The organism is Leifsonia sp. Y878 (assembly GCF_057669685.1).
This window is the reverse complement of sequence record NZ_JBYHFS010000002.1, coordinates 483134-505631: the sequence shown is the minus strand read 5'-3', so window position 1 is coordinate 505631 and position 22498 is coordinate 483134. Positions and strand designations below refer to the sequence as shown.

General features: G+C 64.2%; 17 protein-coding genes. 9 read left to right on the top strand and 8 right to left on the bottom strand.

Annotation, left to right across the window (positions count from 1 at the left end):
• Positions 1-146 precede the first annotated feature (146 nt).
• Complete coding sequence (locus tag AC25Y4_RS08530; RefSeq protein ID WP_488119964.1) at positions 147-464, top strand: metallopeptidase family protein; 318 nt, start codon at positions 147-149, stop codon at positions 462-464.
• 264 nt (positions 465-728) lie between these two features.
• On the opposite strand, the gene AC25Y4_RS08525 is transcribed toward AC25Y4_RS08530, so the two are convergent.
• The 5 genes from AC25Y4_RS08525 to AC25Y4_RS08505 form a co-directional block, all read right to left on the bottom strand.
• Positions 729-2192: a DUF5719 family protein gene (locus AC25Y4_RS08525; protein ID WP_488119963.1), complete on the bottom strand. Its 1464-nt coding sequence runs from the start codon at positions 2190-2192 to the stop codon at positions 729-731.
• Positions 2182-5391 carry a glycosyltransferase family 2 protein gene (locus AC25Y4_RS08520; RefSeq protein WP_488119962.1) on the bottom strand — a complete coding sequence of 1070 codons (3210 nt, stop codon included), beginning with the start codon at positions 5389-5391 and terminating at the stop codon, positions 2182-2184. The genes AC25Y4_RS08525 and AC25Y4_RS08520 overlap by 11 nt, the downstream gene beginning before the upstream one ends.
• Positions 5392-5482: 91 nt before the next feature.
• Positions 5483-5803 (bottom strand): WhiB family transcriptional regulator, encoded by a 321-nt coding sequence (locus AC25Y4_RS08515; protein WP_488119961.1) that lies wholly within the window; start codon positions 5801-5803, stop codon positions 5483-5485.
• 149 nt (positions 5804-5952) lie between these two features.
• Positions 5953-6930, bottom strand: coding sequence for a UDP-glucose 4-epimerase GalE (gene galE / locus AC25Y4_RS08510; RefSeq protein ID WP_488119960.1), 978 nt, complete (start codon positions 6928-6930; stop codon positions 5953-5955).
• Positions 6931-7206: 276 nt separating this feature from the next.
• Positions 7207-7344 (bottom strand): hypothetical protein, encoded by a 138-nt coding sequence (locus AC25Y4_RS08505; protein WP_488119959.1) that lies wholly within the window; start codon positions 7342-7344, stop codon positions 7207-7209.
• Positions 7345-7478: 134 nt separating this feature from the next.
• On the opposite strand from AC25Y4_RS08505, the gene AC25Y4_RS08500 reads away from it, so the two are divergent.
• Entirely contained in the window at positions 7479-8438 is a 960-nt protein-coding gene (locus AC25Y4_RS08500; protein ID WP_488119958.1) for a GlxA family transcriptional regulator, read from the top strand.
• Between the two features lie 259 nt (positions 8439-8697).
• Here the strand turns inward: AC25Y4_RS08500 and manA are convergent, their stop codons facing one another.
• Positions 8698-9981 carry a mannose-6-phosphate isomerase, class I gene (manA, locus tag AC25Y4_RS08495; protein ID WP_488119957.1) on the bottom strand — a complete coding sequence of 428 codons (1284 nt, stop codon included), beginning with the start codon at positions 9979-9981 and terminating at the stop codon, positions 8698-8700.
• A gap of 146 nt (positions 9982-10127) precedes the next feature.
• Between manA and AC25Y4_RS08490 the strand changes: the two genes are divergently transcribed.
• On the top strand, positions 10128-11306 hold the full coding sequence (locus tag AC25Y4_RS08490) for an acyl-CoA dehydrogenase family protein (protein WP_488119956.1): 1179 nt from the start codon (positions 10128-10130) through the stop codon (positions 11304-11306).
• 162 nt (positions 11307-11468) lie between these two features.
• On the opposite strand, the gene AC25Y4_RS08485 is transcribed toward AC25Y4_RS08490, so the two are convergent.
• Complete coding sequence (locus AC25Y4_RS08485; RefSeq protein WP_488119955.1) at positions 11469-12995, bottom strand: hypothetical protein; 1527 nt, start codon at positions 12993-12995, stop codon at positions 11469-11471.
• Positions 12996-13328: 333 nt separating this feature from the next.
• Between AC25Y4_RS08485 and AC25Y4_RS08480 the strand changes: the two genes are divergently transcribed.
• From AC25Y4_RS08480 to AC25Y4_RS08470, 3 genes are all read left to right on the top strand, one after another.
• The gene (locus AC25Y4_RS08480; RefSeq protein ID WP_488119954.1) at positions 13329-14756 is read left to right on the top strand and encodes an O-antigen ligase family protein; all 1428 of its coding nucleotides are present in this window, start codon (positions 13329-13331) and stop codon (positions 14754-14756) included.
• Between the two features lie 18 nt (positions 14757-14774).
• Entirely contained in the window at positions 14775-16082 is a 1308-nt protein-coding gene (locus tag AC25Y4_RS08475; protein WP_488119953.1) for an O-antigen ligase family protein, read from the top strand.
• A 176-nt stretch (positions 16083-16258) separates the two neighbouring features.
• Positions 16259-18145 (top strand): DUF4012 domain-containing protein, encoded by a 1887-nt coding sequence (locus tag AC25Y4_RS08470; protein ID WP_488119952.1) that lies wholly within the window; start codon positions 16259-16261, stop codon positions 18143-18145.
• Between the two features lie 9 nt (positions 18146-18154).
• On the opposite strand, the gene AC25Y4_RS08465 is transcribed toward AC25Y4_RS08470, so the two are convergent.
• Positions 18155-18676, bottom strand: a complete 522-nt coding sequence (locus tag AC25Y4_RS08465) for a VanZ family protein (protein ID WP_488119951.1) — start codon at positions 18674-18676, stop codon at positions 18155-18157.
• Between the two features lie 270 nt (positions 18677-18946).
• Here AC25Y4_RS08465 and AC25Y4_RS08460 point away from each other — a divergent pair, with 270 nt between their 5' ends.
• The 3 genes from AC25Y4_RS08460 (at position 18947) to AC25Y4_RS08450 (ending at position 22488) form a co-directional block, all read left to right on the top strand.
• On the top strand, positions 18947-20158 hold the full coding sequence (locus tag AC25Y4_RS08460; protein ID WP_488119950.1) for a glycosyltransferase family protein: 1212 nt from the start codon (positions 18947-18949) through the stop codon (positions 20156-20158).
• A gap of 204 nt (positions 20159-20362) precedes the next feature.
• A complete protein-coding gene (locus AC25Y4_RS08455; protein ID WP_488119949.1) occupies positions 20363-21385 on the top strand; it encodes a glycosyltransferase in 1023 nt (340 codons plus the stop codon).
• Positions 21382-22488 (top strand): hypothetical protein, encoded by a 1107-nt coding sequence (locus tag AC25Y4_RS08450; RefSeq protein ID WP_488119948.1) that lies wholly within the window; start codon positions 21382-21384, stop codon positions 22486-22488. Before AC25Y4_RS08455 ends, AC25Y4_RS08450 begins: the two co-directional genes overlap by 4 nt.
• Positions 22489-22498 lie beyond the last annotated feature (10 nt).

Here is a 22498-nt window from a genome sequence, read left to right as displayed (position 1 = left end):
CGAAGTAGGATGGCGACATGCAAAGGTCGAGCGGTTCTGTCTTTCCTGAGCCGCAGCCTCGGGCTCGCGGGTTCGACAGGCACGGGCGTGGTTTGCGCAGTTCGGCGACGGGCCCGTACCTTCCGCCGCTCCGCACACGCACCGATTTGTTCGATCTGACGGTGGCATCGACGGTCGACTACCTGCGTGGTGTGTGGCCGGCTGAACTCTCCACCGCACGCTTCGAGGTGGCCGCCGGACCGGCATCCGTCGTTCCCGACGCCGGCGTTGAGCGCTGGGCAGTGTTCCCCTCGGAACGCCGCGTCGTGTTCTACCGGCTGCCCATCCAGCGCCTGAGTCACCTGCACCGCAACGACGAACTCCACCAGCGGATGGCCATCGAGAGTTGCGTCTTCCGCGGTATCGCCGAGCTGCTCGGCAAGGATCCGTGGGACCTGGCGCCGGAGCGGTTCCGCCACTTCTAGGTCGCGCGCGGCATCCGCTCACTTCATTTGTCTCGGCTCGCATTTCACACAGCGGATGCCACTCCAAGCGGAGATTTTGCGACTCGCCGAGGCGCGGCGCCACTTTCACGCGGCGTGTCGCATTTTCTCCGCCTGAACGCGCGGAATTCGTGACGCGTGCTCCTGAACGCTGAACGCTAACGCGCAGATTTCGAGACGCGTGCTCCTGCGTCGCGCGCTCCTCAATCAGCGGGGAGGGCCAGCGAGCAGCGCCTGCTCTGACGGCTAGTGGGCGAAGACGCGGATCTCCGAGGCGAGCGAGCCGGGCGGACGAAGGCTGAACGCCGAGATCTGTCCATCGCCGAGATAGCTCACCGAGGCGGAGATTCCCTCGCCGCCCGTCACCGCATAGATACCGGATGCCTGCACGGTAGCCACCGCAGAGCCGCTGGCGGGAACCGTGACCGTGGTCGCATCCCCACCGGCGTTCGGGGTGATCGTGATGGCGGCATCCGCTGTGTCTGGATTGAAGAGGTGCAGCGTCGGCGATGGGCCGGGGGCGACGGCGACCAGGAAGTCAGCGGCCAGGGCCTCTGAAGCGACGAACCAGGCGAAGTCCTGCGCGGTGGTTCCGGCCGCCTGCGTCTGGGCCGCGGCAACGATGGGTTCGTCGGAGTCGATGGTAACCGTGAAGCTGCCGGGCGACAGCGATTCAAGCGGAACCTCGGTGGCGACACCGGGCTGCAGGTCAACCTGCAGCGACGTGCCCGTGGCAGAACCGTCCTCGCTGGCGAGTCCGATCTGCACGGTGGAGCCCTCGTCACCCGGCACCAAAAGGCGGATGCTCGGGGCAGCCGTTCCCCCGCTGTCAGTCGAGCTGGCGCCGGCCGCTGCGGCAGACACCGTCATTCCCGTGATGACCTGGCTCGTCGCCGGTCCTGACGTCGCGCCGATCATCTCGACGCCGCGCGGCACGATGCCGTGAATGACGCTCTGCTCAAGCGTTGCGGTAACCTGGCCGCCACGTGAGGACACCTGCACGACGGGCGACTTGACGTTGGGAGCGAGACCGGCGAGCGAAATGATCCGCTGCGTTCCCGGCTGGACCAGGATGCCGGTCGCGCCCGGCGCACTCACGACGCCGGTCTCCGAGTACACCACGAGGTCGACGGTCGCGGCGACTTCCGTCGGGTTGCTGAGCAGCAGCAGGCTGGTGTTTCCGATGTCGGTGGAGCCGCCGACCAGCCACGCGTCGGCCGACGCCTCTGTGCATGCGGCAGCCGCGAAGCCGCCGATCGTCTCGCTGGCTGCGGTCTGCGACTGGCTGCCAGCGACGAGCGGCACCGTCATGTCGCCGTCCTCCGCGGGCACGGTGACCAGCACGGGTGCGCCATTCTCGGCGCCCTTGGCGTTGTCGACCGCGTCGATATCAGCAGCGGATGCCTCAATCACCTCACCAAGATCGGCGCTGTCGGTCACGGCTCGCGCGGCGTACACGCTGGTGGCGGCGCCAACGGAGGTGGCAGCATCCGCTTGGCTGGAATCCTCAGCCAGGGTCAGCAGGGGACCTGGACACACCCGCTGCAGCTCAGCGGGTTGCGGCACCACGAGAGCGGATGGCGGCGAGGCCGCGACGCTCGGCCAGGTGATGAGGGTCGATGCGCTGACGGCAACGACGGCGATACCAATACCGATGACTCCGGCGACCGCTCGAGCGCCCGCCAGGGCAACTCCGCGCTTACTTGGCATCGTGGTTCTCCTCGTGCTGAATATGCGGGTATGCGCCGGTGGGGGTCGCCGAATCGGCTGCACCTGAATCGGCAGCGTCTGAATAGGCAGCGTCTGAATGGGCAGAGTCTGAATAGGCAGAGACAGGCGCAGTGCCAGCAGCATCGATGGATGCCACCTCGACCGAACGCGTATCGACGTCGCCCTGGTCGCGACTTCCGGTCTCAATCGCCCCGGTGTCAATCGCGCCCGCATCGATTTCCCCGGTATCGACGGGCCCAGTGCCGTTCGCACCGTTCCGCGCGCGCCTGCCGGTGCCCGAGCCCACATCCCGTGAGCGCTCGGCGCGCTTCAGCTTGGCCGTCGCCCGCGCGTTCTGGCGGATGGCATCGCGGTTGGCCTGGCGAACAGCCTCGCGGCCTGCCCCGGTGGGAATGGAGAGCAAGATGGTCGCACCGATGACCACGAGCGCAATGATCGTGAAGATGAGGCCGATGACGCCGCCGGCATTCACCGGGATCGCTCCGGCGTCCGGGTCGACTGCACCGTCGTTCCGCCACAGCTGGCCGAATGCGGTCTCGCCGACCTGGGCAAGGGCTGCGTTGGCGTTCAGCGCGGTGTTCGCCCTGAGCTCGGTCGCTGCAGCATTGCTCGTGGGCTTCACCGTGGTGCCCAGCACGCCGGGCTCGACCGCCGGCGGCCGAAGCAGCACGAAGCGGATGCCGAACTCGGCAAGTCCCTCAGAGGCATCCAGACCGCTGCGGGAGACGAGGTTGCCGGCCAGCACAGCCAGCTCCTCCTGCTCGCTACTCAGCGCTGTTTCCGTGCTGGCGAGCGTTGACTGGGCGTCGAGGGTGTCACCGTTGCCGCGGATGACATTGGCCAGGATGCCGCCGTCGGGCTGCGGCACGATTTCGAGCGTGCCGAGGCGCGGGTCGGTCTGCGCCTCAGCGCTGACGAAGGCGGGGAGAGTGCGCTCAGACCCTGCGCTGACCACCGAGGTGCCGAGCTGGAGGGAAGCGGCCAGCGGCGCGGCAACGACGGCGACCGTGAGCGCGACGACGAGCGCGGGCACCAGGGCGAACCGCCTGATGTTGCGGAGCGTGTAGATGACGGCACCGATGATGCCGAGCCAGTAGAGGCTGAGGCCTGAGCCCGTCCAGACGCCGACCGACTCTGAGCCCGCGGTGGCGACCGCGATGTGGCTGGCGGCAACGGCCGTGCCGAAGCCCAGCAGCGCGGCGACGAGCGAGAACGTTGCGGCCCGGGAGCCGGGGAGGAAGAGCGCGGCCAGGGCGAGCAGTGCCAGCGGGGCCAGCAGCGCTGGGATCACGATCTGGGCCGTCGCCAGGGGCACGCCGGCCGCAACCAGCAGCGTCGCCCAGCCCCCCAGGTCGCCGGTCGGGAAGCCCATCAGCAGTTGCCACACCGAGACATCCGCTGAGGGAATCGGCACGCCGGGGTCTGCGATGAGGGCGAGCCAGTTGCCGCGGAGCGTCTGGTCCCAGATGAGGGGCAGCGCCAGGGCCAGTGCCGGCAGCGGGATGCCGATGAAGCGCATAATGGAGCGGCCGCTCGTCACGACGCAGATGAGCCAGCCGATGAGCAGTGCGGGTGCGAGCGACGGCGCGCATGCCACGATGACGGCGAAGAGCAGTGCGGCAGACGCAGAGGCCGACCAGGAACGAGCGGCGGCCAGCCCGGCGAAGAACAGCCACGGCAGCACGAGGTGCACGATGATGTCGGCGGGGCGCCCGGTGGCCAGCGCTGTCAGGAACGGCGGCGACAACACCCACAGCGCTGCGGCGATGGCGCGGAGGCTGCCGCGCTGGGTGAGCCGGGTGGCGGCCATCCAGGCCCCGAATGCCGCGAGCGGAAGGGCCAGCAGGTACAGCAGCACGAGGGCGAACGACGTGTCCCAGAATGTCAGCGAGCCGAGAATGGCCACAACGGCCGCGAACGGGTCGGCCGCACCGACGAATCCGAGCCCGATGTCACGCCAGCCATAGAGCGCGTTCTGCCACAGCGTCGTGAGCTCAGCGCTGAGTGGCAGCAGCCCGCCGCCGGTCAGCGAACCTGCGCCGAGCAGCGGCGCGAGCAGGATGACGCCGGCAAGCGCGGCAACGATGATGGTCCAGGCCCCGCCGGTGGCGAAGAAGTGGATTTCAGGACGCAAGCCCCGAAGCGTGGTGGCGCTGGCCTCGCGGCGCAGGGCGTTGCGGCGGCGCACCTCGGCAGACGGCACCCGCAGTGGCGCGAGCGCTGCCCAGCCGACCTTCTTCGTTGCCGCGAGCTTCTTGCGTGCGTTGCGCACCCGCATCCCGTTGAATGCTGCCCCGAACGCGGCAGCGAACTCACCGAGAATGGCGCCTGGCTCCTTGCGCAGCAGCTGCCACACCGAGCGGATGATGGCGAGCGGCACCAGGGACAGCCAGTGGAAGATGAGCGCTCCGACGGGCGCGTAGACGAGCCGGCGGTGTAGCTGGGCCGAGCGTTCTGCCCGAATGCGCTTGCGACGTTGACGCCCGCTCGACGAGCCGTTCGGACCCGCGACACCGTCGCCGGCCGAGGCGACCCTGGCGGCGGGAACAACCGAGACACGGTGGCCTGCGAGGCGAACGCGGATGCAGAAATCAAGGGAATCGTCGACAACGGGCAGTCCGGGGTCGAAGCCGCCGAGCTGGTCCCAGACGACGTGGCGCACGAGCATTCCGCCGGCGGCCACGGCCATCACGTCGCTCAGTCCGTCGTGCTGCGCCTGGTCGAGTTCGTTCTCCACCAGGGTGACAGTCGCGCCGAGCGGCGTGACGGATTCGCCGAATTCGTGGATGTAGTCTGCCGCATCCCATTCCATGACCTTCGGACCGGCAACGGCAACGGATGGCGCAATCTCGAGTCCGCCGAGAAGCTGCGCGAGGGCATCCGCTTCTGGAGCGCTGTCCTGGGCTAGCAGCCACAACATCTCGTGATCTGACTCTGGGTGCCCGGTCATCCGCACGGCGACGGCGATGGCCTGCCCGAACGTGAGGTCGGCATCCGCGCTCAGGAAATGAGTGGGACCGAAATCAGCGAGCAGCGTGCTGGTGGAGTCGGTCGACCCGCAGTCGACGACGATGACCGTGTCTGGCTGGCGCGTTTGAATGCTGAGCGCCTCGAGAGTTCGCTCAAGGTGCTTCGCGCCATTTCGCGCGACAAGGATGGCGGTGACTCTCGGTTGCATAACGGGGACAGCCTAGATCGGAGAGTGCCTGGCATCGATGATGCGGGTGGGCGCGCCACAAATAGACCCGCGAATGGGTGTGAAAAGTGGGCTAAACAGCGCGCTTCCGCAGTTTGCGACGCTCGCGCTCCGACAGGCCGCCCCAAATTCCGAAGCGCTCATCGTTGGCGAGGGCGTACTGCAGGCACTGGTTGCGAACCTCGCACGAGGCACAGATCTTCTTGGCGTCCCTGGTCGAGCCACCCTTTTCAGGGAAGAAGGCTTCAGGGTCGGTCTGCGCACAAAGCGAATCAGACTGCCAAGCGAGGGAGTTGTCATCCCCAGTGTTCGGTCGTACCCCGGGTACTCCCAGACGAACAGGATCGATGAACCAGTCATCGGGTACCCCGGGACGATATTCTGATGCCGACATATCGCCTCCCCCCTTGTGCCATCGTCCACGAATTGAACGACACGACTAATTACACCCGTGTAGTTCATGTTTCGTCAAGTCGCAGATGCTAAACCCTCAATAATGAATAGAAGGTTTAGGCGCGCCGGGAATGGTCGGGGAGTTTAGTTTCAGACGGCGGCACCAGCGGATGCGGCCTGCCGGGATTCCCACGCGCTCTGCACCATCTCTTCCAGGGTGTGCCGCATGGCCCAATCCAGGTCGCGGGCGGCCAGCTCCCCAGAAGCCACGATGCGGTCGGGGTCGCCGGCGCGACGCGGTGCGATCTCCGGCGTGAAGTCGATGCCGGTGACCGCTGCAACGGTGCTCATGATCTGGCCGACGGACACGCCGTCGCCGCTGCCGAGGTTGTAGACGGCCTCGATCGAGTCGCCGGCATCCAGTCGACGGGCGGCAGCCACGTGGGAGATGGCGAGGTCGGCCACGTGGATGTAGTCGCGCACGCAGGTGCCATCCGCCGTGTTGTAGTCGTTGCCGTTGATGCGCGGGGTGCGGCCGGCCAGCAGCGCCTCGAACACCAGCGGGAAGAGGTTGTGCGGGCTGGTGTCGCGGAGTTCACGGGCTCCTGAGCCGACAACGTTGAAGTAGCGCAGCGAGGTGTGGGCGAGGCCGGCAGCGACGCCCTGGTCGCGCAACAGCCATTCGCCGATGAGCTTGGACTCGCCGTAGGGCGATTCGGGGCTCTTCGGGGTGGCCTCGGTGACGAGGTCGGTGTGCGGCGTGCCGTAGACGGCGGCGCTGGAGGAGAAGACGATGCGGGAGACATCCGCTTCTGCCATGGCGGCCAGCAGCACGGCTGTCGCGGTGACGTTCTGCTCGTAGGTGTGCAGCGGGCGCTGCACTGACACTCCGGCGTACTTGTATCCGGCCACGTGCACAACGCCTGAGATGTCGTACTCGGCGAAGGTGCGGCGCAGGAGGTCGGCGTCGAGGATGGTGCCCTGTACGAAGGGAACGCCGGCAGGTACGAACTCGGCGTGGCCGCTCGACAGGTCGTCTACGACAACGACATCGATTCCATCAGCGAGGAACGCACGAACCACGTGCGACCCGATGTAGCCTGCTCCGCCGGTGACCAACCATGCCATGTGTGCCTACTCGCATTCCGTCGACGCCCAGTGCGATCGACGTCACCACCCTATCGGGGGGTGCAGCACTCTCCCGTGATTGAGGAACGAGCGCCAGAGAGTGTCTCGACATTTCGTTGATTGCGGAGTGCCCGAGGAACGAGGCCACGTCTCGAAATCATCGCGGGCGTCGTTGGTTGAGGAGCGCCCGAGGAACGAGGCCGCGTCTCGAAACCACATCTGCTCACGACACCACATCTGCTCGCGAGGTTTCGAGGCGGCCGTGACCGGCCTTCCTCAACCGGCGGAGTGGTGCATGCCGCTGTTGCGTTCCCGCAATTCCGGCGTGCCATAGCCATCGCCACGCAGCCGACGCACGCTCTCGATTGCTCCCCACAACCCAATGGCCCCGAGGGCCAGCATCAGAATTATCATGGCAGAAACGCTATGCATTGCGATTAACTGCCGCGAGTGGCAGGATTGCCAGTAATCGACATATTCCTGCCATCTGCGTGACCGCTGACGGCATCCGCTCTCCAGGTCAGATTCGTCAATCAAGGAGCGAGACAATGCTCAACAAGATCGTCTGCGTTGCACTGCCAGGCATGGCGCCATTCGAGTTCGGCGTGATCTGCGAGGTCTTCGGCATTGACCGGAGCGACCAGGGCGGCCCGGTCTTCGATTTCCACGTCGGCGCCGCAGAGCCGGGCCCCATCCGCACCAAGCTCGGCTTCGACATCGTGGTGCACGAAGACCTCTCAGGCGCAGCGGATGCCGACCTCGTCGCCATCCCTGCCTACCAATACGGCACCGAGGTTCACCCAGAGATCCTGCGGGTCGTCCGCGAGGCAGAGGCACGCGGCGCCTGGGTGCTCAGCGTCTGCAGCGGGGCGTTTGTGCTGGGGGCCGCCGGCATCCTTGACGGCCGCCGCAGCACAACGCACTGGATGTACACCGACCAACTTGCCCTCGAATACCCGCAGACGATCGTCGACCCCGACGTATTGTTCGTCGAGGACGGCAAGGTCGTCACCGGCGCTGGCACGGCGGCCGGCATTGACGCCGCGCTGCACATCGTGCGCAAAGATCTCGGCGCCGCAGCCGCCAACATCATCGCCAGGCGCATGGTGGTGCCGCCCCAGCGCGACGGCGGGCAGTCGCAGTTCATCCAGACGCCGGTCGTCGAATGCCAGAGCGACTCGTTTGCGGCCATCACAGAGTGGATGCTCGGCAACCTCGACCAGGACCTGACGGTCGACCAGTTGGCCCGCAAGTCGCTGATGTCATCGCGCACGTTCGCCCGTCGGTTCAGGGCCGAGCTCGGCACGACCCCGACGGCGTGGCTCAACCGACAGCGCCTACTGCGCGCGCAGCAGCTACTGGAGGAGACCACCAGCAGCCTGGAGTCCATCGCCGCCGACACCGGCTTCGGCGGGGCTGCGGTCATGCGCCATCACTTCGTGAAGGTGCTGCAGACCACACCGACGGCGTACCGCCGCACCTTCGGGGCGCGCGTTCTCGCCAGCTGACGGGTCTCGAGACGGCCTGGCGGCCTCCTCGACCACCGGCATCCGCTGATTGAGGAGCGACCGAGGAACGAGCACGCGTCTCGAAATCCGCTCTCGCCGCATCCTGGCGCGCGAAAACGCGCTGGGCGCGCGTTTAACCGCGCGCCCAGCGGAAAAGCGCGCGCCCAGATGAAATCAGCACGCGAGGCCGCGTCTCGAAATCGCCGCGACGAAGGGTCTCGAGACGGCCTGGCGGCCTCCTCGACCAGCGGCGGGAAAGCTACTGCGGCATCGCCAGGAAGACCTCGCCGACGCCGGCGAACGTCACGGTGCCCTCGTCGGGCGTGATGAAGACGGCCTCGCCGCGCTTCAGTGCCATCGACGATGACTCCCCCGCCACCAGGAACCCACCCGTGAGGCACAGGGCGATCGCCGGTCCGGTCAGCTCCACCTGGCGCATGGGAGGGAGGGCGCCGGCGGCAGCGGCATCCGCTTCAATGTGCACGAGCTGGAATTCGGGCACAGGCGGCGTGAAGACGCTCACGCCGGGCGAAACCTCACGCGGCGCCAGGTACGGAACCGGCAGCGGTGCGAAGTCGAGCACGTCGAGCAGTTCGTCGACGTCGATGTGCTTGGCGGTGAGGCCGCCGCGCAGCACGTTGTCGGAGGCCGCCATCAGCTCAACGCCGAACCCGAACAGGTAGGCGTGGATGTTGCCGGCTGGCAGGTACAGCGCCTCGCCGCGCTTGAGGGACACGCGGTTGAGCAGCAGCGAGAGCACGATCCCCGGGTCGCCGGGGTACGCGACAGAGAGCGAGCGTACGGTCTCAAGCTCGCTGAGGAAGCTGATGTGGGCGCCGCCGTCGGCCAGGAACAGTGCCTGCTCGGCGAGCGCCACGACCCGTTCGACCAGCCAGACGACTTCACCGCTGTCTTCGCCGCGTCCGTCGCGCAGCAGCCACTCGACCACGTCGTGCAGGGCGTCGTCGCCCACCAGTCGGCGCTCGAGGGTATCGAGGGCTTCGGCCTGCGGGGCATCCGTTGTGGCGTCGATGGCGCGCAGTTCGTCGAAGATCCGGTGGATCTCGGCGATGGTGCGGAACCCGCAGAGCGCCTCGAAGGTCTCACTCAGCGCGTAGATGAGTTCTGGTTTGGGGAACGGATCTTTGTAGTTGCGGTCGAAGCCGTCGATCGGCATCCCGGCGGCGTTCTCCAGCGCGAAACCGAGGCGCGCCCGTTCTGCTGAGGGGTGCGCTTGCAATGAGAGGGGCTTGGCCGCCGCCAGGAGCTTCAGCAGGAACGGCAGTTGCGGCGTCTCTCCGGTGGTCGTCGTTCCGTGCTTCTCGCCCAGGGTGTCAACGGGGGCCGCGGCGATCCACTCCTTGAGGTCGCGGGCGCCACCGACCTGCACCGGCTCAGCAATGATCGAGGGCGACCCGATGTGGGCGCCCAACCATAGTTCGGCTTCCGGGGCGCCCGACGGCGCGCGCCCCAGGGCTGCGGCGATGGCATCCGTCGCGCCCCACGCATACCCGCGCGGTGTATTGGTGATGCCCACAAACATGGTTGGCTCCTGACCTACTCCGTTTAGACCAAACTACCAATCGCTTTGAGCGGACATGCCCGGACTTCTAGGCTGACCTCGGACGGGGGTCACCCCTCGGCTACGACCGCACGAGGCGGCCGCATACTATGCAACGGAGCGCAGGCATGACATTTGAGCTACTCGACAGCGATTTCTACAGCTACGAAAGCCTCTTGACCGAACGGGAGCAGTCGGCGCTGGCCGACATCCGGGCCTACCTCGACACCGACGTCAGGCCCATCGTGAACGGATGCTGGGATCGTGCCGAGTTCCCCTCCCAGATCATCAAGCCCCTCGCCAACCTCGGAATCTTCAGCTTCGCGTGGCCGGAGACCGCCCCGTTTGAGTCGTCAGCCGTGTTCCGTGGTTTCGTGGCCATGGAACTGGCGCGCGTCGACGCATCCGTTGCCACCTTCGTCGGCGTGCAGAACGGCCTGGCCATGGGCTCGATCTCGGTGACCGGGTCGCAGGAGCAGCGCGACGAGTGGCTGCCGAAGATGGCGTCCGGCGAGATTGTCGGAGCGTTCGCACTGACCGAACCACTGTCGGGCTCCGACTCGGCACAGGGGCTCACCACCATCGCCACGCGCGACGGGGACAGCTGGATCCTCAACGGCCAAAAGCGCTGGATCGGCAACGCCACGTTCTCCGACATCACCATCATTTGGGCGAAGGATGCCGAAGACGGGCGGGTGTTGGGGTTCATCGTCCCGACCGACACCGAGGGCTATTCCGCCACGAAGATCGAGGGCAAGATCAGCCTGCGCAGCGTGCAGAACGCTGACATCACGCTTGAGAACGTGATCGTGCCTGAGCGCAACCGCCTGCAGAACGCGAATTCGTTCAAGGACACCGCCAAGGTGCTGCGCCTCACCCGCGCCGAGGTTTCCTGGGCGGCTGTCGGTAATGCCATCGGAGCATATGAGGCGGCCGTTGCATATTCCAAGGAGCGCATCCAGTTCGGCAAGGCAATCGGCGGGCACCAGCTGGTTCAGGACCTGCTGGTCAAGAGCCTCGGCAACATCACCGCGAGCCTTGGCATGGTGGTGCGCGTCTCGGAGATGCTCGACGCCGGCACCCAGCGCGATGAGCACTCCGCGCTGGCCAAGGCATATACGACGTCACGCATGCGCGAGACGGTGGCCTGGTGCCGCGAGCTGTTCGGCGGCAACGGCATCACGCTCGACTACGACGTGGCACGCCACTTCGCCGACGCAGAAGCGATCTATTCCTACGAGGGCACCCAGGAGATGAACACCCTGATTGTGGGCCGCACCATCACGGGCAAGGCCGCGTTCGTCTAACCCGTCGTAGCCATCTCCCCCGCTGATTGAGGAGCGACCGAGGAACGAGGCCGCGTCTCGAAATCGGATCACGGTGGTCTCAAGACGGCCGCGAGCGGCCTCCTCGACCCACGAAGGAGGGCCCGGTTCCACTGGAACCGGGCCCTCATCGTGTCTGCTGCTCTATCGAGCGGATCGTACCGAACGCCAGCGGACGATGAACCAGGCAGCCGTGCCTGCCAGCAGCAGGGCGAGCACCAGCACGATGGCGGGTGCGGCTCGCCCGGCGGTCACGCTTTCTGCACCGTCCTTGAGCTGAACGGTGCCGGCAGCAACCTGGCTATTGCCATCCTGGAGCTTCACGGTGCCGACGGCGAGTTCTGATGCGCCTGCCGAGAGTTCACCGGCCCCGGCGGAGAGCTTGCCGGTTCCAGTGGCCAGTGTCGCGGAGCCGACAGCTAGTGCCTTCGTGCCGCCCGCGAGGGTGGTTGCACCGGCGGAGAGCGTCTGCGCCCCGCTCTGCAGGGTGCCCGCACCCGTTGCGAGCTTGTCTGCCCCTGTGGAGAGTGCACTGGCTCCGATAGCAACGGTGTCGACGCCGGTTGCCAACGAGGAGGCGCCGACGGCGAGTTTGCTTGTTCCCTCGTTGAGCGACTGCGCCCCGGCGGAGACAGACCCGGTCCCTGTTGCGAGAGTTGCAGCTCCCGCGGACAGTGAGCCGGTGCCTGCGGCCAGGTCTGTGAGACCAGAATTGAGGTTCTGGGAGCCGGTGGTGACCAGTCCTGCACCTGCACTGAGCTGCTGGAGTGCGCCGTTCAGGTCGCTGGCACCCGTGCTGACCTTGGCCGCGCCGGCGTTGACCTGCTTCGCTCCCCCTGACAGCTCTGCAGACTTGACCGCGAGCGCCTGCAAGTTGGCGGTGACGGTCGCGGCGTCGATAACGCCGGCTTGTGCACCTGCGGCCAGATTGGCGATCGCTGTGGCGAGACCTTCCGCACCGACAGCCACGACGTTCGCACCGGCAGCCACGTTGGCCGCCCCGACAGCGAGGCCCAAATCAGGGTGCGCCGTGGCACCGGATGCCTGAGCGAGACCTGACGAAACTTGGCTCGCACCAGCAACGAGGCTGGCCGAACCGTCACGCAGTTGTACCGCGCCCGCGTCGACAGCGCCAGCACCAGCAGCGAGTGCGGCAGCACCGGCAGCGGCCTGACCGGCGCCCGCAGCCAGCGCGGCAGCGCCGTTCGCTGCCGACGATGCGCCTGAGGCGACAGACTGCGCTCCTGCGTTGGCGGTTCCTGCGCCGATGGCGAGCCGGTTGGCGCCGTCGAGGCTGGTGAGCGAGCCGTTGAGCAGGTCATCGGCGCCGGCTGCTGCCTTCGCAGCCCCGGCAGCAACGCTTTGGGCGCCGACATCGGCCCGGGTTGCGCCCGCTGCCAATTCAGCCGCGCCGCTCTCGGCCGTGGCGGCTCCGTCACTCAGGGTCGACGCTCCGGCCGCGAGCTCTGTCGCACCGTCGGCGACCTGGGTAGACCCGTCCTGGGCCTTGCTGGCGCCCGAGGTGAGTTCGGCGGCGCCGCTGGCCAGCTTCCCCGTTGTGAGGAAGAAGAACACCAGCATGGCGACCAATAAGAGGCTCACCGCGATGGCGGCGATGCGAAGGCCGACGCCGCTGCGGCTGGCGGTGGGAAATGCTGCAGAACTCATCATTGAGTACTCCTGATAGTGGGTTCGCGAAGGCGCGCACGAAGGCGCGCGCACGCTCTTATGCGGAGAGGGTGCAGGAAACGAAAAATCAGCGCTGGTCGGGTGAAAAAGTGGTCCGGGTCGAGGGTCAGGCACTGAAGTGTGATGACCGTAGCAGCACACATCACACCCCGTCTGGCAGTTGCAAATTTTCTGCGATCCGCTCCAACACAAGCGGATACGGCTGCGTTCACGTTGTCGAGTTCCTACAAGGAAAAAGTCAAACTGTGATCTTTGCCCACCGGACACTGCGAGCGGTCGCCCAAGGGAGCGGCTCGACCGCACTACCCTAGGAACATGCCAGCCGTCCGCAGCCGCTTCGCCGTTCGTACGCTTGCGACGCTGACGTTCTTCACGCTGCTGGCCGGCCAGTTCTGGCGCAATCTGCTCGGGTGGTGGGGTTTCGGCGCCGTGGGCGTGCTCGTCCTTGTCTGGTGCATCGTGGCGCTGGTGCAGCTGAAGCCCGACTGGATGTGGCGCAGCTTTCCCAAATCACTCGTTGCCTTCGTCGCATTGTCTGCGCTGTCGATTGCCTGGTCGTTCTACCCTGGGGCAAGCGCGATCGGGGTGCTGCTGCAGCTGGTCACCACAATCGTCGCCCTGTTCCTCGCCCTGGCTCTCACCTGGGCAGAACTGCTCCGCACCCTGTCAGCGGCACTGCGCTGGATTCTCGGACTCTCCTTGTTATTCGAATTCGTCGTTGCCGTGTTCGTGCGTCACGCCGTGCTGCCGTTCTGGGTGGACTACGGCACGGAGAAGATCCCGATGGCGTTCTACTGGTCTCGCGGACTGCTGCTCAGTGGCGGACCGATCGAAGGAATCGTTGCCAACCGCAACCTGCTCGGATTTGTGGCGCTGCTGGCTGTGATCGTTTTCGCCATTCAGCTGCGGGCCCGAACGGTGAAACGCAGCTGGGGCATCGTCTGGCTGGTTCTTGCCGTCGCCATGCTGGCGCTCACCCGGTCGGCCACGGTGACGATTGCCGGTGTTGCCGTTGTCGTCGTGCTGCTCTTTGCACTGTGGACGCGTGCCGCCGGTCCGAACCATCGTCGACCTGTCTATGCGACGGCCACCGCGCTCATCGTCGTCGGTATCGCGGCCGTCGCAACGCTCAGCCCATTCGCGCTGAAGCTGCTCGGCAAGAGCGAGGACCTCACCGGACGCTTTGACATCTGGAACAGCGTGATCGCCCTGGCGAGCCAGCGCCCCGTCTTAGGCTGGGGATGGGTGAGCTACTGGGCGCCATGGGTCGAGCCGTTCAACGGTCTCGCCGTGCGGAAGGGCGTCACCTACCTGCAGGCGCACAACGCCTGGCTGGACGTGTGGTTGCAGCTCGGCATTGTCGGGTTGATCGTGTTCGCCGCTCTCGTGCTCTCCACGCTCTGGCGCTCCTGGTTCCTCGCAGTGGATGCTCCGCTGGTCGAAACCCCCTCGCTGGTCGAGGAGGCCGTCCACGGCCGTCTCGAGACCGGCTCACGCGATTTCGAGACGCTCGCTGGCACTCGCTCCTCAATCACCGGGGAGGCTCCCTCCCCAATCAACGAGGGTCGATACGTACCGGGGCCTGTCCCGGCATCCGCTCTCATGCCGCTGCTGATCATGGCCGCGCTGGTCGCCCAGAGCGTGGCGGAGAGTCGCATTTTGATTGAGTCCGGTTGGGTGCTGCTCGTGGTGCTGGCCGTGACGACGAAACGGCAGCAGCGCACCAATGCGCCGATGCCGTAGCGGTAGCGTAGATCCCCTATGACCACGCGCCGCAAGTTCCCCGCAGTGGAGCCATTGTGGCTCTTGCTGGCTTCGCCGCGGTTTGCGTCGTCGCTCACCCAGGTCATCATCGGCGTCGCGTTCTCCACGCACCTCATTCGCAGCACGATGGGCTGGCCAGGCCTGATCGGCATTCTGGTCGCCACCGTCGTGCTGGCCGCGCTGTCGATGGTCGCTCGCCGCGACACCATTGAATGGCATGGCTTGCTCCCGGTCTCGATCTTGCTGTTCCTCGGCTGGGCGGTGGTGTCGCTCGCCTGGAGCAACTACCCCAGGTCCACAGCGGTCGGCGTCGCCTATCTGCTGGCGGTGGCCTTCCTCGGCATCTACGTCGCGCTCGTGCGCGACACCATTCAGATCACGCGGGCCGTTGGCAACGTGCTTCGCGTGCTGCTCGGCCTGTCCATCGTCCTTGAGGTGCTCTCGGGGCTGCTGCTTGATGTGCCGATCGCGTTCCTCGACATCCGCGGCAACATCTCGCACCTCGGACCCATTGAAGGCATCTTCGGTTCGCGCAACATGCTGGCACTCGTCGCCCTCATCGCCGGCGTGACCTTCGTCATCGAGTGGCGCGCCAGGTCGGTGCCGCGCAGCGTGGGGATCGGTTCCATCTGGCTGGCAGCCATCTGTCTCGTGCTCACCCGCTCACCCGTGATGATCCTGGCCGCGCTGGCGATGCTCGTTGCTGCCGCCGCGCTGTACTGGTTGCGACGAACCCCGGCCGAAAACCGATGGATGCTGCAACTCGGTCTGCTGACGACGGCCCTCGTCGTGCTCGTCGTGGCCTGGATCAGCCGCACACGCATCCTGCAGGCCATGAACGCCGGCAGTGAGTTCGACGTGCGATACACGCTGTGGCGCGAGATGTGGCGGATGACGAAGGTGCATCCAATTGAGGGCTGGGGCTGGGCCGGTATCTGGCCGCACGAGGTGACGCCCTACGGCTGGCTGGATTTCAGCACCAACCAGACGCACGCATCCGGTCTCAATGCATACCTTGATGTCTACCTGCAGCTGGGCTTCGTCGGTTTCCTGCTTTTCCTTGCGTTGGTGATTCTCGCGTTCGTGCGCTCGTGGCTGTTGGCCTCAGACAAACGACCCGTCGTTTTTGTCTGGCCGGCACTCGTGTTGGTGATCCTGCTCACGACGAGCCTGGCCGAGAGCAACATCCTCGGGGAGTTTGGTTGGCTGCTGCTCATCATCTGCGCGGTCAAGGCTGCGCAGGGCATGAGCTGGCGCACAGCGCTGATGCGCAAGTCACAGGTCACTCCTCCGCCGGTCGAATAGCCTCACTGCTCCCCCTCCCCCGCTGATTGAGGAGCGCCCGAGCCTGCGAGGCCGCGTCTCGAAATCCCGCAGCACTCCCCGCGCGAAATCCCCGATTGCTGGGCAAATGCCTCGATCTCCCGACCCACAGCCTTCCTTCAGGGAGGATCGCCAGCTCATGCACTAGCGTGCATACAGTGACCGATTCCAGTACCGGCCGCGCACGACGCGCGCGCAAGAGCAGCGACGCGCTTTCGTCGACACCCGAACCCACTGCGGTGGGGCGCCACGCGCGCAAGCACCGCGGATCGCGGAAAAAGGTCATCATCCTCGCGACCAGCGGGCTGGTCATCGTGGGTGTGCTCGTGGCCGGCGGCTGGCTCGCCTCCCGTGTACTCACCGCTAAGACGGCTCTCGAAGAGGCCCAGGGTCTCGTCGGTACCGTGAAAGACCAGGCCACCAGCATGGACTTCGCCGGCATCGGCGACACGTCGAAGAAGCTGTCCGTACTCACGACCACGGCCGTTGAACAGACCGAGGACCCCACCTGGCGAGCAGCTGAGCTCATCCCGGTGCTCGGTTCCAACCTGACGGCCGTGCGAGAGCTCGCTGAAACCGTTGACTCAATTGCTCAGGACACAGTCGCACCCCTGGCCAGCGTTGCAGCCGGCCTCAGCATGGATCTGTTGAAGCCCGTCGACGGCAAGCTCAACATCGACCCGATCGTGCAGCTGAGTAAGGCCATGGGCCCGGCAGCGACCGCGTTCCATGCGTCAACGGTGAAGGCGGCCGCGATCGACTTCGACGGCACGATCGGTCAGGTCGAGGCTGCCGGCGAAAAGGTGAACGGGATGCTGGCCACGGCCGACCCGCTCGTTGCCCAGGTGAACGAGATCCTGGCCGTCGCGCCAGGAATGCTCGGTGCGGAGGGCCCTCGGAAGTACCTCCTCATCTTCGAGAACCTCGCCGAGACCACGGCCCTCGGCGGGACCGCGGCAGCGCTGTCGGAGGTCACAGTCGACAACGGCGGCATCAGCATCAGCCGACAGGCGTCCAGCCAGGACTTCCCGTGGCGCACCGACAACCCCGTGATTCCGATCGACCCCGCAGTATCCGCGGTGTTCAACCCCAACATGTACCTGGCTCTCAACTTGGCGACGAGCCGGCCCGATTTCCCGACGGCCGCACAGATCGCATCCGCTTTCTGGCAGCAAGATATCGGCGGCACGCCTGATGGGGTCATCTCAATTGATCCGGTAGCCCTCTCCCACATTCTCGGCGCTACCGGCCCGGTTGCAATGGCCTCGGGCGAGCAGCTGACCGCTGAGAACGCTGTTGCGCTCCTCCTCAACGAGGTCTACTTCCGTTACCAGGGCGAGGACGGCCCCGATCAGACGGATGCGTTCTTCGAAGACGCGGCCAAGACTTTGTTCGGCGCCATCATGAGTTCAGGCTCAGACCCGAAGACCCTGCTCGAGTCCGTCATGAAGGGTGTTGAAGAGCACCGCATCATGGCGTGGAGCTCACACCCCGCGGAGCAGGCGATCCTCGCCGATTCGCCGATGTCGGGCATCTTGCCGACCACTAACCACGAGGCCAGCATCACCGGTGTCTTCTTCCGCGACATGTCGGTGTCAAAGATGGACTTCTACCTGAGGACCGCTGCAACTCTCACAACGGATGCCTGCACGTCACCTACGCCCACATTCACCACCTCGGTTGACCTGCACTCGAACATCACCGAGGAGCAAGCCGATGAACTGCCCGCATACGTGGCTAGCGGCGTGTTGAAGGATGGGAAGTTCAAGACCCAGGTGTTCGTGTACGGCCCGCCCGGCACGACGTTGTCAGCGAACTCCGTCACCGTTGGCGGAGATGCTGAGACTTTCGTTGACATCACCGGCACTGATCTCGGCCGCCCTGTCGCTACCTTCTTTGTGATGCTGGCACCAGGAGAGACCAAGACGGTCAGCGCCACGTTCACCGGCGCCGAAGACACCTATGCGGCGCCCGCCGTCTGGACGACACCAATGCTGAACCCGACGGCCGTCACCGTCCAAGCCGAAGGTTGCGCGGCCCAGTAGGGCCGGCCGCTACCGAGCGAATTCTCGCTGCAGGGTGCGCTGCTCCCACAACGCCCGTTCGATGAGCTTCTCATCGCGGTGATAGACGAGCGCGCGCAACACGACGGCGATCAGGACGCCAACCACGGCGCCGATTGAGTTCGACAGGATGTCTCCCCAACTTGCGAAGCGTTCGGAGAGCAGAGCGCCCTGGGTGAGTTCGATGGCACCGGATAGCGCGGGGCAGATGATGAGCGCCAGCCACCACACCTTGGTGGGTAACAGCAGCGTGATCAAAAACCCAAGCGGGATGAACATCACGATGTTCGCCGAGAACTCGAGCTTGTTGTAGCCGAACCATTCGGGTACACCATTGCGGTGCAGCACTGCGAGCACCTTGTCGATCGCGCCCTGATAGCCCTGGTCGAGTGGGGTCGGCGACAACGTCGCGGCCAACACGACGACGGCATAGGCCAGCAGCGCAAAGAATGCCAGCCATTCCCTGGTCCGGCTCTTGGGCGGCGCCTCGTCTTGCAATCCAAATCCACGCATGCGGACCATCGTATGCGCACCGTCACGGTGCTTCACGATTTGCAGGCGATGGGATCCGCTGAGCTGTTGCAGCACCCGGCACCCGGGGACATGTCTTGCAGAATCAGAGGGACTGGTAGATTGTGACACGAACTGTTAACTGTATGGTTTTTCCCTTGTCACTCAGTGTTTCTGACTTCCTGACAGGCGTGGCGTTACGTGCCCGGACTAACGTCACCCTGCTCCGCAGACGACGACTCAAAGGGGAGATGCGCTTGGTTGACTACTGACATGTCAACGGCACCACTGATCGCGAGGGCACAATCATGGCATGGCCATCGGACAGATTCAACAGACGATGGGACCTTTATGGTTAGTGACGGATCCAGCTCCTCCACGCACGTTCAGGTTCTGTTCGCGAGCCACACATTTGATGGCGGAGTCTTCAAAGTTGGCAGTCATCACCTGGCAAAGCACCTCTCAGCCAGTGGCTTTAAGGTCGCCCACGTCTCCACGCCGGTATCTCCATTCCACTTCACGCGGAAGTCGATTGACCCGGCTCGGCTTGCTATCTCCCGGGCGGGTGCCCATAAGGATGACTCCGGAGTCCTCCAACTCATCCCTCGAGTGGTGCTTCCATTGCAGCTTCATCCTGCCCCGCTGACAGTCCAGCGCATTCTCCGCCGAATTGGATGGGATCATCCTGATTACCTGTTCATCGACCAACCGCTCTTCAGCGGTCTTGTCACGCCACAATCGACTTCTACCGTCATCTATCGGCCGACAGACATCTACACAAGCGGGGTGAGAGCCAAGCGTCAAAACGACATACTACGCAGCGCGAACGGGGTTGTCGCGACATCGAGCGCCGTCCTTGAGAGCCTGAATATTGGCCCCGATATTCCAACTCTCGTTCTGGAGAATGGCGTCGATTCCGAACATTTCTCTGCTCGATCAAACCGCCGGAGACAGGGAATCATATATGCAGGATCACTCGACCACCGCTTTGATTGGGAGGCCGTCATGTTGGTGGCGAATGAGTTCCCCGAGGTCGAAATCACTATCGCTGGGCCCGCAAGAGTTGACTTTCCTTCCCTCCCCCAAAACGTAAACTGGATTGGCAGTGTTGCCTACGAGGAGCTGCCGGCCCTCCTTGCTCGAGCTTCAGTGGGGATGCTGCCGCTCTCTGGCGCCACCGAAAACGCTGGCCGGAGTCCTATGAAGTACTACGAGTATCTAGGTGCGGGGCTACACGTAGTAGCGGCTTCGACGGAGACCCTGAAGACTCGCCTCGCCGCAGGGGTCGAACTGTATTCGACGCATGCCGAGCTAATTGAGATGACACGACGAGCGTTGGCTCAGCCACACGAGAATTCTTTGGGCGCCGTCGATGCCGCCGCGCAGGACTGGTCGATGAAGGCGAGTACGCTGATGTCCTTTGCACATGACGTTCGTCGCCGCCAGTTCAGCCTGAACCGAACATCGGAAAGCACTACATTTTGACTAATGAATGCGCGTGCTCCAACCTCGCCGCGCTCGAGGTATCGGCCAGCCGACAGGTTGACTGTGGTAGCTGAAATCTCAAATACGGACAACCATCAAGCACCAATTGTCGCGGTGTGGCGTTCGACGTGGTTGCAGGGTTCTGAGACGTTCATACGCAGCCAGATGGAATCCCTGTCCCGATGGGTGCCGGTGGCCATTGGTGTGAAGAAACTGGACTCCCCGACTTCAGCATCTTCTGATCGGATCGTCTTCTCTGGAGGACGGATCGACACATTGAATCGTAGATTCTTCAAGATCGTGGGCCACCATCCGCGTCTGAGAAATGCAATAGTCCAGAGCAAGGCCAAGCTAATCCACGCACATTTTGCGGACGACGCAGCTTTCGTGATGCCAACTGCCCGGAGGCTTGGATTGCCACTGGTAGTTACCGTGCATGGATACGATATCGGGGTCATCCCGCAACGCCCCGGAATTGCCGGTCGAGTCCAACGACGGCGCTTACAGTCGGTCTTCAAATACGCAACACAAGTTATCGCTGTGTCCCAAGCTATCGCTGATCGGCTATTGGCCTTCGGCGTACCCCAGGGAAAGGTCGTGGTGCACCACATCGGGATTGAAATTGGGGAAACGACGGCTACGGAGACTCGCTCGAAGAACCTCCTGTTTGTGGGAAGGCTTGTTGAAAAAAAGGGACTCGACGACCTCCTAGACGCTCTCGCAGGATCCTCGTTGTCCGATAGATCTTTGACTATTGTGGGCGACGGCCCACTTCGGCCGCGATTGGAGGCAAAAGCGAGGTCGCTTGGATTGGAGGCGGCCTTCCTTGGGCACCAGTCGGCTCCAGCGGTGCGCGAACTCATGCGTAGCCACCGAATCCTGGTGGCGCCGTCAAAGACCGCCCCGAACGGTGACGTTGAAGGGCTTCCTATCGTATTGCTTGAGGCTGCGGCGTCCGGAATGGCAGTCGTTGCCTACGATCACAGCGGAATTCGCGACGCGGTTGATGCAGGATCATCAGGAATCCTCGTCGACGAAGGCAACGTCGATGCCCTCCAGAAAGCAGTCGAAAAACTCGTGAGGGACAGCAGCCTCACCAGCCATCTGGGGCAACAAGGAGTCGCCTGGGTCCAAAGCGAATTCAACATTGCAGAGAGAACACCCTTTTTAGAAGCCATATATGACTCAGCAATTCTGAAATACGCGAACAGAAAGCACTCGCAATGAACGTTTTTCAAATGGGCAGCATACGCATAGCATTCGACGGGGAGGACGAGGTTACCCAGCATCTCCGAGATGAGTTCTCAGTCTTGCCAAATGCTGATTCTGCGGCCGACATTGTCTGTGAGCGCGTTGGATCGCTCTCGGAGCTCGGCGCCTTCGGCGCGAAGTTTGGGCGCGTCTGGGTGTCTGATACCGGATATCGCGTGGATATGGGGAATTGGTCGGCATCGGTCGACTTTCAGCAGTCCGTAACCCGGGTGCGGTTCGTGATACTCAATACCGGACGTCGTCATCGAGTGTTGAAGCGCTCCCCGATTGCCATTCAGCGAGTCGCGAATTGGAACTACCTCACTGTTGATGAAGAAAACGCAAAGGGACTCGTCTACGACGTTCTTGATCAGGCAATTCAATTGACACAATTGAATGTCGGACAAACATTTGCCCATTGCAGCGCAATCGAGAAGGACGGCGCGGTTACTGCTATTGGTGGTTGGGGCGGAGTAGGAAAGACCTCAAGCGTTATGTCCTTGGTTTCGAGCGGCGAATACCGGTTCCTGAGTGACGATCTCGGACTAATTGGAGCCGACGGCACCTTCTATCGTTCGCCAAAACGTATGCAAATTTACCCGTACAATCTTGTCGACCTCGACGCAGCTTCAAATCGTCTCTTGGATTCTCGGAATCGCATCGATCTCGCGCAATGGCATGCTCGTTCAAATGTACTGGGGCACAAAGCAGTACGCCGCCGGGTCTCCGCGGAGGATTTCTTCGGCCCATCCGCAGTGGCGAAGCAAGGAACCGTTCACTCATATGTTCATCTAGAGCGAGGAGATTTTGAGGCTCCTACTTTGATTCGCGTGAGCCCGGTCGACATAGCAACTCGCACAAGCCATGTCCTTCTGCACGAGCTGAACCCGCTGGCAGAGGTTGGCGCGGCCGCTGGGGGATCTGGGACGTTGCAGCGCTTGCAGAGTGAAACGTGGAGAGCGCAGAGCGAGACGATTCTGACGAAGGCCCTTTCAGATTCAGAGTGCTACGTCCTCAACGTCCCCGAAGCGACACAGCCCAACGCGCTTTCAGCCGTTGTGCGGAATCTCATCCCGTGAGGCTGCCGGG